Here is a 14022-nt window from a genome sequence, read left to right as displayed (position 1 = left end):
ATCATGCAGGGTATTATCTACGAAGAAGCCTCGATCTGGCATTTTCTCTTTGTCACCGGGCTGCTCGGCGGCGGGGCCGCATGGATGACCGGCAAAGCCGTGGCCCAGACTTGGGGCACTCACGTTCGGCTGTTGCTGTTTATGCTTGGCCTCGGCATCGGGGTAAGGTTCATCCATCATGCGCTGTTCGACGGCACGATGTTCTCGCTGCACTACTATATCGTCGACACCATCGTGCTGATGGTCCTGGGCTTCCTCGGCTATCAATACACGCGCACCAACCAGATGGTCACACAGTATAATTGGCTCTACGAAAGAGCTTCCTTATTAAGCTGGAAACCGAAAGGTTGACATTCACCATTACGCTGTTTCGGGGATGAATCGGCGTGACAAGTGCCTGAAAATCGGCATTCTATGCTTTCTGCGATAAGGGTGGGCATCGCATGAAAGTATCATCCACGCCCACTCCGTAAATGGGAGCGTTTCAATGAAAAAATCACTCTTGTCCGCCGTGGCGCTGACCGCGTTTATCGCGTTCAGCGGCAGCGCGTGGGCCGCCGACCTCCTGATCGGCGTCGCCGGTCCGATCACTGGCCCGAACGCCGCCTTCGGCGCGCAGTTGCAGAAGGGCGCGGAACAGGCGATCGCCGACATCAATGCGGCGGGCGGCGTTAATGGCCAGCAGCTCAAGCTCGAGATTGGCGACGACGTCTCCGATCCCAAGCAGGGCATCTCGGTCGCCAACAAGTTCGTCGCCGACGGCGTGAAGTATGTCGACGGCCACTTCAACTCGGGCGTGACGATCCCCGCGTCGGAGGTCTATGCGGAAAACGGCATCCTCGTCATGACGCCGGCGGCGACCAATCCGAAGCTCACCGAGCGTGGCCTCTGGAACACCTTCCGTACCTGCGGTCGCGACGACCAGCAGGGTAAGGTGGCTGGCGATTACATCGCCAAGAACTTCAAGGACGCCAAGATCGCGATCGTCCACGACAAGACGCCTTACGGCCAGGGCCTCGCCGACGAGACCAAGAAGAACCTCAACGCCAACGGCATCAAGGAAGTGATGTATGAAGGCATCAATGTCGGCGACAAGGACTTCTCGGCCCTCATCGCCAAGATGAAGGAAAACGGCGTTACCCTGATCTACTGGGGTGGCCTGCACACCGAAGCCGGCCTGATCATCCGTCAGTCGGCGGATCAGGGCCTGAAGGCGCCGCTGTTCTCGGGCGACGGCATCGTCTCCAACGAACTGGCCTCGATCGCTGGCGACGCCGTTGCCGGCACGCTCAACACCTTCGCTCCGGATCCGCGCAAGAATCCGGCCGCCAAGGAAGTGGTGGAGAAGTTCCGCGCCGCCGGCTTCGAGCCGGAAGCCTACACGCTCTACTCCTATGCCGCCGTGCAGATCATCGCCCAGGCCATCACCAAGGTCGGTTCGGCCGACGATGCGCAGAAGGTTGCGGAAATGATCAAGTCCGGCGGTCCGTGGAAGACGGCCATCGGCGAGATCGGCTACGACGCCAAGGGCGACATCACCCGTCCGGACTATGTCATCTACGAATGGAAGAAGGGTGACGACGGCAAGTACAGCTACTTCGAGAAATAAGCCGGCAAACTCAAGCCGACCTGAACGGGATGCCCGGCGCTTGCGCCGGGCATTTTCGTTTTGCGGTGAGGCCGACCGGAAAGCTCCGCGCCGCGTGCTCGGGAACGCCCGTCCACCGCCCACTGCCGGTCTTCGGAGAACGGCAACAAAAGTTTGGCGCAAACAAGCGACCTAAATCGTTTTAGGTGTCGCTCAAATTTGTTTGCACTGCAGCATTTTCACGCTAATCATTGCGCCGGTTCATCTTCCCTTACGCTGCTGGAGCTCAGTCCTTGGCCATCACGAAGATCCTCGTCGCCAACCGGTCCGAAATCGCCATCCGCGTGTTCCGCGCTGCCAATGAGCTCGGCATCAAAACCGTGGCGATCTGGGCGGAGGAGGACAAATATTCGCTGCACCGCTTCAAGGCCGACGAGAGCTACCAGGTCGGGCGAGGACCGCATCTGGCCAAGGATATGGGGCCGATCGAAAGCTACCTGTCGATCGACGAGGTCATCCGGGTCGCCAGGCTGTCGGGCGCCGACGCCATCCACCCCGGTTACGGGCTGCTGTCGGAAAGTCCGGAATTCGCCGAGGCCTGCGCCGAAGCCGGCGTCACCTTCATAGGCCCGAAGCCGGAAACCATGCGCCGTCTCGGCAACAAGGTCGCGGCGCGCAACCTGGCGATCGAGGTCGGCGTGCCGGTCGTGCCGGCAACCGATCCGCTGCCGGACGACATGGACGAGGTCAAGAAGCTCGCCGCGAAAATCGGCTATCCGGTGATGCTCAAGGCCTCGTGGGGAGGCGGCGGGCGCGGCATGCGCGCCATCCGCGCCGAGGCCGACCTCGCGCGCGAGGTCATGGAAGGCAAGCGCGAGGCCAAGGCCGCCTTCGGCAAGGACGAGGTCTATCTCGAAAAGCTGATCGAGCGCGCCCGCCATGTCGAGGTGCAGGTGCTGGGCGACACCCACGGCAACGCCGTGCACCTGTTCGAGCGCGACTGCTCGATCCAGCGCCGCAACCAGAAGGTCGTGGAGCGCGCGCCGGCGCCCTATCTCAGCGAAGAGCTGCGCCAGGAGCTTTGCGGCTATGCGCTCAAGATCGCGCATGAGACCAGCTATATCGGGGCCGGCACGGTCGAGTTCCTGCAGGACGCCGACACCGGCAAGTTCTATTTCATCGAAGTCAATCCGCGCATCCAGGTCGAGCACACCGTCACCGAGCAGGTAACCGGCATCGACATCGTCAAGGCGCAGATCCATATCCTCGACGGCTTCGCCATCGGCACGAAGCAATCGGGCGTGCCGGCGCAGAAGGATATCAGGCTGAACGGCCATGCGCTCCAGTGCCGTATCACCACCGAGGATCCGGAGCACAATTTCATCCCGGATTATGGCCGCATCACCGCCTATCGCGAGGCGGCAGGCTTCGGTATCCGGCTCGACGGCGGCACCGCCTATTCTGGCGCGGTCATCACCCGCTTCTACGATCCGCTGCTGGAAAAGGTGACGGCCTGGGCGCCGACGCCGGGCGAGGCGATCTCGCGCATGAACCGGGCGCTGCGCGAGTTCCGCATCCGCGGCGTGGCCACCAACCTCACCTTCCTCGAAGCGATCATCAACCACCCGCGCTTCGCCGACAATTCCTACACGACCAAGTTCATCGACACGACGCCGGAACTGTTCGAGCAGGTGAAGCGGCAGGACCGCGCCACCAAGCTGCTCAACTACCTCGCCGATGTCAGCGTCAACGGCCATCCCGAGACGCGCGGCCGGCCGATGCCGAAGGCGAATGCGGCCGCACCCGTGGTGCCCTATCTCAACGGCCATGTTCCGGAGGGCAGCAAGCAGAGGCTCGATGCGCTCGGCCCGGAGAAATTCGCGACCTGGATGCGCGCGGAGCGCCAGGTGCTGGTCACCGACACGACGATGCGCGACGGCCACCAGTCGCTGCTCGCCACGCGCATGCGCACGCATGACATCGTCGGCATCGCCGGCACCTATGCGCGGGCGCTGCCGCAATTGCTTTCGCTGGAATGCTGGGGCGGCGCCACCTTCGATGTCGCCATGCGCTTCCTCACCGAGGACCCGTGGGAGCGGCTGAGCAAAGTGCGCGAGGCCGCACCCAACCTTCTGCTGCAGATGCTGCTGCGCGGCGCCAACGGCGTCGGCTACACCAACTATCCCGACAATGTCGTCCAGCATTTCGTCAAGCAGGCGGCAAGCGGCGGCGTCGACCTGTTCCGCGTCTTCGACTGCCTGAACTGGGTCGAGAACATGCGCGTCGCCATGGATGCGGTCGGCGCCGAGGGCAAGCTGGTCGAGGCGGCGATGTGCTACACCGGCGACATCCTCGATCCGGCGCGGGCCAAGTACGACCTCAAATACTATGTCGGGCTGGCCAAGGAGCTGGAGGCCGCCGGCGCGCATATCATCGCCGTCAAGGACATGGCCGGCCTGCTGAAGCCGGCCGCGGCGCGCGCACTGTTCAAGGCGCTGCGCGAGGCGACCGACCTGCCGATCCATTTCCATACGCACGACACGTCGGGCCTCTCGGCGGCGACGGTGCTTGCGGCGGTGGAAAGCGGCGCCGACGCCATCGACGCGGCGATGGATTCCTTCTCCGGCAACACCTCGCAGCCCTGCCTCGGCTCGATCGTCGAGGCGCTGAAGGGCACCGAGCGCGATCCCGGTCTCGATCCGCAATGGATCCGCCGCATCTCCTTCTATTGGGAAGCGGTGCGCAACCAGTACGCCGCCTTCGAGAGCGATCTCAAGGGGCCTGCCTCGGAAGTCTACCTGCACGAAATGCCGGGCGGCCAGTTCACCAACCTCAAGGAACAGGCGCGCTCGCTTGGGCTCGAGACGCGCTGGCACGAGGTCGCGCAGGCCTATCACGACGTCAACCTGATGTTCGGCGACATCGTCAAGGTGACGCCCTCGTCCAAGGTGGTCGGCGACATGGCGCTGATGATGATCAGCCAGGATCTCACCGTCGCCGATGTCGAGAACCCGGCCAAGGACATCGCCTTCCCGGATTCGGTCGTGTCGATGCTGCGCGGCGATCTCGGCCAGTCGCCTGGCGGCTGGCCGGCGGCGCTGCAGAAGAAGGCGCTGAAGGGCGAGAAGCCGATCACGGTTCGGCCGGGCTCACTGCTAAAAGCAGCCGACCTCAAGGCCAGCCGCAAGGATATCGAGACGAAGCTCGACCGCAAGCTCTCGGAATACGAGTTCGCGTCGTGGCTGATGTATCCGAAGGTGTTCACCGACTTCGCCGCGGCGCAGGAGACCTATGGGCCGGTGAGCGTGCTGCCGACGCCGACCTATTTCTACGGCATGAAGTCGGAAGACGAGATCTTCCTCGATATCGAGAAGGGCAAGACCCTGGTGGTTCGCTGCCAGGCGTTCGGCGATGTCGACGACAAGGGCATGGTCACCGTGTTCTTCGAGCTCAACGGCCAGCCGCGCCGCGTCAAGGTGCCGGACAGGGCGCATGGCGCTTCCGCGGCCAAGGCGCGCCGCAAGGCCGAGCCCGGCAATGAGGGGCATGTCGGCGCGCCGATGCCAGGCGTCGTGTCGGCGCTTGCGGTGGCGGCCGGACAGGCGGTCAAGGCGGGCGACGTGCTCTTGTCGATCGAGGCGATGAAGATGGAAACCGCGCTACACGCCGAACGCGACGGCGAGATCGCCGAAGTGCTGGTCAAGGCCGGCGACCAGATCGATGCGAAGGATCTGTTGATCGCATTCAAATAGGCGCGCCGATATTCAGGTGAGGCCGGCCTGCAAACGCTGGCCTCCTGCGCTTCCGGTGCTCACGTACTTCACGTACGCTCCGCTCCGGTTCTCGGAAGCCGCCGTTTTCGACTCGGCCTGACCTGAATCTCGACGCACCTTAAGATGTGCCTGGCCGTCCACAGCCGCTCGACAAGTGTCTTGACCCGCCGCGTCCGCTCGGGCAGGGAACCCGCTCCAATTTGCCGTGGCGGGAATCGCCACGGCTCCAGAAGACGCGGAGAGAAAAATGGCCGACGAAATCACCGAGACCAGCCAGACTGTAGCCGCCGGCCAGCTGCGCACCATCATCGAGCGCATCGAGCGGCTCGAGGAAGAGAAGAAGACGATCTCCGACGACATCAAGGATGTCTATGCCGAGGCCAAGGGCACCGGCTTCGACACCAAGGCGATCCGCACCATCGTGCGGCTGCGCAAGAAGGACCAGGCCGAGCGCCAGGAAGAAGAGTCGATCCTGGATCTCTACAAGGCCGCCCTCGGCATGGCGTAAGCCTCGTGGCCGGGAGCCGGCCATGAACGAATTCGACTTCGGCGGCCGTCGCGCCTCGGAGTTCCGCCATCGCGGCTTCTGGGTGCTGTTCGCCGAACGTCACCCGCAAGAAAAGGGAAGGCTCGCGCGACGCGGGCCGTGGTTCTGGCAGCGCGGGCTGCCGGATTTCGCTTTGGTCCTTTCGATGTATGTCGCGCCGGCGCAAAACCATGTCGGCGTCTTCTTCGGGCGCAATGAGAAGTTCGGCGCCACGGAATCATGGTCGCGATTGAAACCGTTCCAGCCGGCGATCGAGGCGAGGCTGAAGCTCAAGCCCGAGCAGAGCTGCGAAGGTCTCGGCATCAACTCGATGTGGCGGGTGAATTGCTATGCCGAGGACAACTGGCCGGCCATGACCGACTGGCTGGTGACGGAATGCTCACGCTTCGAGGAAGCCGTGACCGACGTTCTGGGGCAGAGATAGGGCGCCGGTGATGACGGACTTTTTCCGGACGCGGTGGAGAGGTGAAGCGCCGCTCGACCGGCTGTTCTGGCACGACATGCTGCTGGTCGGGACCATCCTGAGCCTCGCCTCTTCGGCGCTGGCGCTGATCCTGCTTGGGCTAAAGCTGCCGCTCTGGCTGGTGCTGACGGTGCATTTCCTCCCCGTTCCCTACAACATCTTCCTGACCATCGCCGTCTGGCGGACGGCGGAGAAGAGCGGCGGCCTGAAGGCGCAGCTGATGATGTTGGGCTCCGCGCTCTGGCTGATCGCGACGGCCGTCGTCTAATGCATGTCGCGCAAAAGTGACCTCGGTTTTGCGATGACGACATGCATCAAACAAACACCTAAAGCACGTTGTGTGAATCCGTTTTCACGCGACGCGCTTTAGTGCGTTTCACCGTTTCACGGAAACGGCGAACCGCACTATCTCCTTGTTTTGACGCAATTTCGGACGGAAAACCGCTCACACTTTTCCTGAAATTGCTCTAGAGACCTGGCCCGCATGAAAAGGGCGGCCGGAGCCGCCCTTTGCGAAGTCATTCCCGAGGCATCAAGCTGTCGGCTCGAAGCGCAACGCCACGCCGTTGATGCAATAGCGCAGGCCGGTCGGCGGCGGGCCGTCCTCGAAGACATGGCCGAGATGGCTGCCGCAGCGCGCGCAATGGCATTCGGTGCGGACCATGCCGTAGCTGCGGTCGACTGTGGTCTCGATCGAGCCCGCGACCGGGTCGTTGAAGCTCGGCCAGCCGGTGCCGCTCTCGAACTTCAGCTTGGATTCGAACAGCGGCTGGTCGCAGCCGACGCAGTAGAAGGTGCCGGCGCGCTTCTCATAGAGCAGGGCGCAACTGCCGGGGCGCTCGGTGCCGTGGTTGCGCATCACGGCATACTGCTCCGGCGTCAGCTTGGCGCGCCATTCGGCATCGGTGCGGGTGACGGGATAGGCGTGGGTGTCCATGAAATCTCCTCGGCCTTGGCGGCTCGTTGTTGCTTGCAACGGGTATTCGTCAAAACATAGGCGTTTGTTACAAACGCCGCCAGTGAGAGCGTCCCCGACACAGGGACTTTGAAAGGCTGCCATTTGTCTTGGCGCAGGATTTTCCGTTCATTTTCCGTGAAATCAGCGCAAACGCCGGAGATTGGTTGAAGCCGCCCAACGTCGTCGTTCTATGGCGGAGCAAGGAGCGAAGCGACGCGGCGCAGACCATAGAATCCATTCCGTGACTTCGAAGCGTTGCTGCGGTGCAGAATTCTGCTCCGCAGCGCCTTCGACCAAGGTAACGGAATGGATTCTAGGGTCTACGCGGTACGCTTCGCTTCCCGCTCCGCCATAGAATGACGATCGCGATGGGCGTTTCGGCCAATCTCCAAGGCATGCCACCTGCCAACGCAAACAGAGCCGACCGGTCAAAATCCCTGTGCCGGGGAACTAGTGCTTGCGTGACAACTGCCTGGTCGCTGCTTCCAGCCCGGCCAATGTCAGCGGGAACATGCGGCCGCCGAAGATATCGCTGATCAACTGGATCGAATGCGTGTAGCGCCAGTTCTTCTCGGCTTCAGGGTTTAGCCAGATCGCATTCGGCCATTGCTGCAACAGGCGCGCCAGCCACACACTTCCGGCCTCCGGATTCCAATGTTCGACCGAGCCGCCCGGATGCGCGATCTCGTAGGGGCTCATCGAGGCGTCGCCGACGACGATCACCTTGTAGTCCGGTCCGTATTTGTGGATCAGGTCGAAGGTCGGGATCGCCTCGGCCAGCCGCCGGCGATTGTCCTTCCAGACGCGCTCGTAGAGGCAGTTGTGGAAGTAGAAATATTCGAGCTGGCGGAACTCGGCGCGCGCGGCCGAAAACAGTTCCTCGACGCCGCGTATATGGTCGTCCATCGAGCCGCCGACGTCGAAGAACATCAGAAGCTTCACGGCGTTGCGCCGCTCGGGGCGGGTCTGCACGTCGAGATAGCCGTGCTCGGCGGTGGCGTGGATGGTGCCGGGCAGGTCGAACTCTTCCTCGGCGCCCTCGCGCACCCAGCGGCGCAGCCGCTTCAGCGCGACCTTGATGTTGCGCGTGCCGAGCTCGACCGTGTCGTCGAAAATCTTGAACTCGCGCTTGTCCCAGACTTTCACCGCGCGGCGATGCCGGCTCTCGTGCTGGCCGATCCGCACGCCTTCGGGGTTGTAGCCATAGGCGCCGAAGGGCGAGGTGCCGCCGGTGCCGATCCATTTCGAGCCGCCCTGGTGGCGGCCCTTCTGTTCCTCGAGACGCTGCTTCAGCGTCTCCATCAGCTTGTCGAAGCCGCCAAGCGCTTCGACCAGCTTCTTTTCCTCCTCCGTCAGGTGCTTTTCGGCCAACCGGCGCAGCCACTCCTCCGGGATGTTGGCGACATCGACAGCGTCGGGACCGCCAAGCGCCTCGACGCCCTTGAAGACATGCGCGAACACCTGATCGAAACGGTCGATATGGCGCTCGTCCTTCACCAGGGCCGAGCGGGCGAGGTAATAGAAAGCCTCGACGTCATAATCGACCAGCCCGGCTTCTAGCCCTTCCAGCAGCGACAGATATTCCCTGAGCGAAACGGGAATCCGCGCGGCCTTCAGCTCGAGGAAGAAGGGGATGAACACCTGCTATCTCTGCCTCACGATCACGGCGGAATCACCGTGGGCGCTGTCGATTTCCCCGGACCGTAGCAAATCCGCCAGCGCACGCGGTTTGGGAACGGGCAGCTGCTTCGCCACCCGAGCTTCGGTCCACTCGCGGATGGCGAGCGACGCGTCGGCAATCGCTTGCTCGGGGCTTACGCCGCCTCCGTGGCAGCCTGGAAGGTCAGGGACCCGCACGCCCCACACGTCATTGGAGCCATCCAAAATTCCAACGTAGCCGGTCATTCAGTTCGTTCTACGGTATTAATCCCGCGCTCTTCATAGCAGATCGTACTCGATGAAGCCCGTACGCCGCGCCACATGGTCGTAGAGCCTGCGCGCCGTGGCGTTGGTCTCGTGCGTCATCCAGTAGACGTTCTTCACCCCGATCTTGCCGGCTTCGTCCTGCACGGCTTTGATGAGTGCTGCGCCCACGCCTTTGCCGCGCACCTGAGGGTCGGCGAACAGGTCCTGCAGGTAGCAGTTGTTTTTCTCGGACCAGCCGGAGCGATGGTAGAGGTAGTGGGTGAGGCCGACAGCCTTGCCGTCGAGCGTGGCGATGAAACCCTTCGGCTCGAACTCCCCGTCCGTGAACAGCCGCTTCCAGGTGATCGCGTAGACCTCTTCCGGCAGCTTCGTCTCATAGAAGGTCAGATAGTCGGTCCAAAGCCGGCGCCACTCGGTGTGGTCGGACTGCGCGAGCGGGCGAATGATGATCTCGGACATTTTTTCCTCCAACATTTGGCCCGAAGCTGCGGCAGCGGCCGCTCGCCGGCAACGGTCCACAGCGCGGGAAAGCGCTATTGCTGCCGCTTAAAGCGCGACGCGCTTTAGGCCGTTGTTTTATGCATGTCGTTGTCCCAGAACCGCTCCACACTTCTGGGCGACACGCATTATTGCTGCCGCCTCGCCATGAAGGCCAGTCGCTCGAACAGATGCACGTCCTGCTCGTTCTTCAGCAGCGCGCCATGCAGCTTCGGCAGCATGTTCTTCGGGTCGCCGCGCAGGTCCTCGGGCGCGATGTCGTCGGCGACCAAAAGGCGGATCCAGTCGAGCGCCTCGGAGGTCGAGGGCTTCTTCTTCAGGCCCGGCACGTCGCGGATCTCGTAGAACTGGGTGAGTGCCGCCCGCACCAGGTTCTGCTTGATGCCCGGATAATGCACCTCGACGATGCGGTGCAGCGTGTCGATGTCAGGAAAGCGGATATAGTGGAAGAAGCAGCGGCGCAGGAAGGCGTCCGGCAGTTCCTTCTCGTTGTTCGAGGTGATGATGACGATCGGCCGGAACTCGGCGCGGATCGTCTCGCCTGTCTCGTAGACGAAGAACTCCATCCGGTCGAGTTCCTGCAGGAGGTCGTTGGGGAATTCGATGTCGGCCTTATCGATCTCGTCGATCAAAAGCACGACCTTCTTTTGCGCCGCGAAGGCGTCCCACAGCTTGCCGCGCTTGATGTAGTTGGCGATGTCGTTGAAGCGCTCGTCGCCGAGCTGGCTGTCGCGCAGCCGCGAGACGGCGTCATATTCGTAAAGGCCCTGCTGCGCCTTGGTGGTCGACTTGACGTTCCATTCGATGAACTCCAGCCCGAGCGCCGTCGCCACCTGGCGGGCGAGCTCAGTCTTGCCGGTGCCGGGCTCGCCCTTGACCAGCAGGGGCCGCTCCAGCGCGACCGCGGCGTTGACCGCAACCATCAGATCCTTGTCGGCGACGTAAGCTGCTGTGCCTTCGAAACGCATTTTTTCTCCTGTCCGTGCGGCGGGACCGTAAGGAGGCTGGACGGGCCGCGCAAGGGCGGTGGCGGAAGAGCTCCTTGTCGGGATGGCCTGCAAGACGAATTACGCGCAAATGGTCGCCCGTTTCTCTGGCGCACGGCTAACCATCGGCCTATATTCACTCCCGGCGGTCTGCGCTTCCCGGCAGGAGAAACTTATCCCCGGGGCCTTATCGATCCTTAGGGAGCTGTCCCTGGGAAGACCCGTGGGTTTTCTCACACGGCGCCCACCTACTTTGTAGGCACCCGGGATCGACCTCTCCACCGGTTGCGTGGATCGTCACTTTCTTTTTTCGCATGATCTTTTCACCGAACCGCTGACACTTCGGTGGATCATGCGGTAATAAACGTCGCTCCTAAAACTCCATCCAAATCTGACCTTTTCTAGCGTCGGCGCATGTCACCATCCAAAGACCTGAAAAAACGGCTTCGCAAGGAAGCGCTGGCGCGGCGCGACGCGCTCGACGAATTCTGGCGCGTGGAAATCGCGCTCGAAATGGCCGAGACCGCGAAGGAAAAAATCGACTTCGAGCCCGGCCGGGTCGTCTCCGGCTTCTGGCCGATGCGCTCTGAGGTCGATGTGCGCCCGCTGATGTTCGCGCTGCGCGAAAAGGGCGCCAGGCTCTGCCTGCCGGCGATCCTCGACAAGACCACGATCGTCTTCCGCGAACTGGTGCGCGGCGCGCCGATGGTCGAGATGGGATTCGGCACGGTCGGACCGCATGAAGAGGCGGAAGTGCTCGACCCCACGCTGATGCTGGTACCGCTTGCTGCCTTCGATGCACGCGGCCATCGCATCGGCTACGGCGCCGGCTATTACGACCGCGCGATCGCCAGGCTTGCCGACAAAGGCATCACGCCGAGACTGATCGGCATCGCCTTTGACTGTCAGGAAGTCGAGCGGGTTCCGGACGAGAACCATGACGTCATCATTCCGGAAATACTGACCGAAAGCGGGTTGCGCCGCTTCGATATCGCTTAAACTATCGCGACCTGCTTAAAGCGCGTCGCGCTGAAACGGATTTAGGCGGCGCGCTTTAAGTCTTTGTTTTGATGCATGTCGTTGTCCCAGAACCGCTGCACACTTCTGGGCGACATGCATTAACGCGTTTCCAACACACGTCGAATAATGTTCCCGTAAATAGTTCGAGCCGACGGGGGTCGTGGTGTTTGTCCTTGCGCGCTATTTGCTGATGCCGGTCGCCCTCATCGCGGCGATACTGTTTTTGATGGCATTGCACATCATAGGAACTGCCCTGCATCACCAGGCCGCCTGGCAGCGCACGGTCGCCACCGTGACGGATGTCAGTCCCTACAGCGAAATGCAGGCGAACGGTCTCAAGACGGACGGCATCAATGTCGCCGTGGCTTACGTCGTCAACGATGCGCCGATGACGTGGTCCGGCAAGGGCAAGGATGTCGGTCTCTACAAGGCGGCCAAGGGCGACAGGATAGAATTCTACTACGACCCTGCCGATCCATCGAACCTCGATACCGCGGCCATGAAAGGCTGGAGCGGCGGGCTGTTGCTGCTTGCGGTCACCGGCGGCTTCACCGCCTTCTATGTCTGGTTCTTCTGGCTCGCGGGCGCAACGCGCCGCCGGCCATGATGCCCCCAACTGCCCGCGTCTCGGGCGCGGGCGCCAGGCAATCGCAACGGCAGGGCGGCACTTTCGGCCGGCGTTAGGGCCAGTTGCCATCCACGCTTGACGTTCGCGCCTGTCTGGCGAATACTACGGAAATCCAGTAGACGAACATGCTTGAATTCGAGTGGGATGACGAGAAAGCAGCGAGCAATCTTGCCAAGCACGGTGTGGCATTTGCGGATGCCAGACGCCTGTTCGACGACATCCATGCATTATTCGGATCGATCCATGGATTACGAAGAGGAGCGCTTCATCGGCATCGGTATCGTCAATGGATTGGTGCTGACGGTGGTTTACACCGAACGCGGCGACCGAATAAGACTGATCTCCGCCAGAAAGGCGACGCGCCATGAGCAGAAAGCATATGACCAAGCACGCCAGGATTGAATCCGATTGGGATCGGCTGCGCGCCATGAGCGACGCGGAGGCGGAGGCTGGCGCCTTGGCGGATAAGGACAACCCTCCGCTCGGCACGGATCGGCCCGGACTGGCGCCTGTCGCGCGTGTCAAAGTGATCCGTAGGGCCTTGCATCTCACCCAGGAGGAATTTTCCGTTCGCTATCGCATTCCGCTCGGCACGCTTAGAGACTGGGAGCAGGGCAGAACAGAGCCAGACCAGGCGGCGCAGGCCTATCTGCAGGTTATCGCCAAGGAGCCGGAAACGGTGTCGCGGGCGCTCGGGACGCGTAGCGCAGCATGAGACTCCTCTTCCTCGGCGACATGGTTGGCAAAACGGGACGCACGGCGGTTTGGGAACAGCTGCCGGGGCTGATTTCCGACTTCAAGCTCGACTTCGTCATCGTCAATGGCGAGAACGCTGCCGGCGGCTTCGGCATCACCGAAGAAATCTTCCGAGAGACGCTTGCGGCGGGTGCGGATGTCGTCACCACCGGCAACCATGTCTGGGACCAGCGCGACGCGCTGATCTTCGCGCCGCGCGAGGAGCGCTTCCTGCGGCCTTCGAATTTTCCCAAGGGCACGCCGGGACGCGGCTCGGGCGTCTACATCGCCCGCAACGGTGCCCGTGTGCTGGTCGCCAACATCATGGGGCGCGTCTTCATGCACCCGGAGCTCGACGACCCTTTCCAGGCCGGCGAGCGCGAGCTGGCCGCCTGTCCGCTCGGCGAGCAGGCCGATGCGGCCATCGTCGATTTCCACGCCGAGGCGACGTCGGAGAAGATGTGCTTCGCGCATTTCGTCGACGGCCGCGCCAGCCTGGTGGTCGGCACGCATACGCATCAGCCGACCGCCGACCATCAGATCCTCAATGGCGGCACCGCCTATATTTCGGATGCAGGCATGTGCGGCGATTACGATTCCTCGCTCGGCATGGACAAGGAAGAACCGCTCAACCGGTTTTTGTCCAAGGTGCCGAAGGGTCGCTTCGAGGCGGCGAACGGACCCGCGACCTTGTGCGGCGTCGGTGTCACTATTTCAGACCGCACAGGGCTGGCCGAGAAGATCGCGCCGTTTCGTCGCGGGCCGCGGCTGGAAGAAACGGCGCCGTCCTTCTGGTCGTGACGTTGATATAGGCCAGATCAATACCTAACTGGCGACGAAACCCGCGAAAACTGCATAGAGCGGCTCAGCGTTTTCATGAAACCGCCGAACCGCTCTAAC

At 62.4% G+C, this 14022-nt stretch carries 16 protein-coding genes and 1 other RNA gene; 12 read left to right on the top strand and 5 right to left on the bottom strand.

What is annotated here, in order from left to right; translation table 11 throughout:
• Positions 1–3 precede the first annotated feature (3 nt).
• The 6 genes from WDX12_RS07070 to WDX12_RS07045 all read left to right on the top strand — a co-directional run bounded on the left by WDX12_RS07070 (position 4) and on the right by WDX12_RS07045 (position 6639).
• Positions 4–351, top strand: a complete 348-nt coding sequence (locus WDX12_RS07070; protein WP_320297631.1) for a DUF6867 family protein — start codon at positions 4–6, stop codon at positions 349–351.
• Positions 352–487: 136 nt separating this feature from the next.
• Positions 488–1609, top strand: coding sequence for a branched-chain amino acid ABC transporter substrate-binding protein (locus WDX12_RS07065; protein ID WP_320297632.1), 1122 nt, complete (start codon positions 488–490; stop codon positions 1607–1609).
• A gap of 272 nt (positions 1610–1881) precedes the next feature.
• A complete protein-coding gene (gene pyc, locus WDX12_RS07060; protein WP_434724375.1) occupies positions 1882–5340 on the top strand; it encodes a pyruvate carboxylase in 3459 nt (1152 codons plus the stop codon).
• Positions 5341–5608: 268 nt separating this feature from the next.
• Complete coding sequence (locus tag WDX12_RS07055) at positions 5609–5869, top strand: DUF2312 domain-containing protein (RefSeq protein ID WP_095767239.1); 261 nt, start codon at positions 5609–5611, stop codon at positions 5867–5869.
• Positions 5870–5891: 22 nt separating this feature from the next.
• The gene (locus WDX12_RS07050) at positions 5892–6332 is read left to right on the top strand and encodes a hypothetical protein (RefSeq protein ID WP_434724374.1); all 441 of its coding nucleotides are present in this window, start codon (positions 5892–5894) and stop codon (positions 6330–6332) included.
• A 10-nt stretch (positions 6333–6342) separates the two neighbouring features.
• Positions 6343–6639, top strand: a complete 297-nt coding sequence (locus tag WDX12_RS07045) for a hypothetical protein (RefSeq protein WP_434724373.1) — start codon at positions 6343–6345, stop codon at positions 6637–6639.
• A gap of 264 nt (positions 6640–6903) precedes the next feature.
• On the opposite strand, the gene msrB is transcribed toward WDX12_RS07045, so the two are convergent.
• From msrB to WDX12_RS07020, 5 genes are all read right to left on the bottom strand, one after another.
• Positions 6904–7308 (bottom strand): peptide-methionine (R)-S-oxide reductase MsrB, encoded by a 405-nt coding sequence (gene msrB / locus WDX12_RS07040; protein WP_434724372.1) that lies wholly within the window; start codon positions 7306–7308, stop codon positions 6904–6906.
• Between the two features lie 471 nt (positions 7309–7779).
• The gene (locus tag WDX12_RS07035) at positions 7780–8970 is read right to left on the bottom strand and encodes a vWA domain-containing protein (protein ID WP_434724371.1); all 1191 of its coding nucleotides are present in this window, start codon (positions 8968–8970) and stop codon (positions 7780–7782) included.
• 3 nt (positions 8971–8973) lie between these two features.
• Complete coding sequence (locus WDX12_RS07030; protein WP_320296404.1) at positions 8974–9234, bottom strand: type II toxin-antitoxin system HicB family antitoxin; 261 nt, start codon at positions 9232–9234, stop codon at positions 8974–8976.
• Positions 9235–9267: 33 nt separating this feature from the next.
• Positions 9268–9714: a GNAT family N-acetyltransferase gene (locus tag WDX12_RS07025; protein WP_434724370.1), complete on the bottom strand. Its 447-nt coding sequence runs from the start codon at positions 9712–9714 to the stop codon at positions 9268–9270.
• Between the two features lie 167 nt (positions 9715–9881).
• Positions 9882–10721, bottom strand: a complete 840-nt coding sequence (locus WDX12_RS07020; RefSeq protein ID WP_434724369.1) for an AAA family ATPase — start codon at positions 10719–10721, stop codon at positions 9882–9884.
• A 162-nt stretch (positions 10722–10883) separates the two neighbouring features.
• On the opposite strand from WDX12_RS07020, the gene ssrS reads away from it, so the two are divergent.
• From ssrS to WDX12_RS06990, 6 genes are all read left to right on the top strand, one after another.
• Positions 10884–11039: non-coding RNA, 6S RNA (ssrS, locus tag WDX12_RS07015), on the top strand.
• Between the two features lie 114 nt (positions 11040–11153).
• Positions 11154–11738 carry a 5-formyltetrahydrofolate cyclo-ligase gene (locus tag WDX12_RS07010; RefSeq protein WP_434724368.1) on the top strand — a complete coding sequence of 195 codons (585 nt, stop codon included), beginning with the start codon at positions 11154–11156 and terminating at the stop codon, positions 11736–11738.
• A 184-nt stretch (positions 11739–11922) separates the two neighbouring features.
• Complete coding sequence (locus tag WDX12_RS07005) at positions 11923–12366, top strand: hypothetical protein (protein ID WP_434724367.1); 444 nt, start codon at positions 11923–11925, stop codon at positions 12364–12366.
• 264 nt (positions 12367–12630) lie between these two features.
• Positions 12631–12789: a BrnT family toxin gene (locus WDX12_RS07000; RefSeq protein WP_434724366.1), complete on the top strand. Its 159-nt coding sequence runs from the start codon at positions 12631–12633 to the stop codon at positions 12787–12789.
• Between the two features lie 25 nt (positions 12790–12814).
• Complete coding sequence (locus WDX12_RS06995; RefSeq protein ID WP_434725581.1) at positions 12815–13102, top strand: helix-turn-helix domain-containing protein; 288 nt, start codon at positions 12815–12817, stop codon at positions 13100–13102.
• Entirely contained in the window at positions 13099–13923 is an 825-nt protein-coding gene (locus tag WDX12_RS06990) for a TIGR00282 family metallophosphoesterase (RefSeq protein WP_320296411.1), read from the top strand. The genes WDX12_RS06995 and WDX12_RS06990 overlap by 4 nt, the downstream gene beginning before the upstream one ends.
• Positions 13924–14022 lie beyond the last annotated feature (99 nt).

This window comes from Mesorhizobium sp. RIZ17, from assembly GCF_051127865.1.
Classification (GTDB): Bacteria; Pseudomonadota; Alphaproteobacteria; order Rhizobiales; family Rhizobiaceae; genus Mesorhizobium; species Mesorhizobium humile.
The sequence above is the reverse complement of the archived record's forward strand: the minus strand, read 5'-3'. Positions and strand labels throughout refer to the sequence as shown.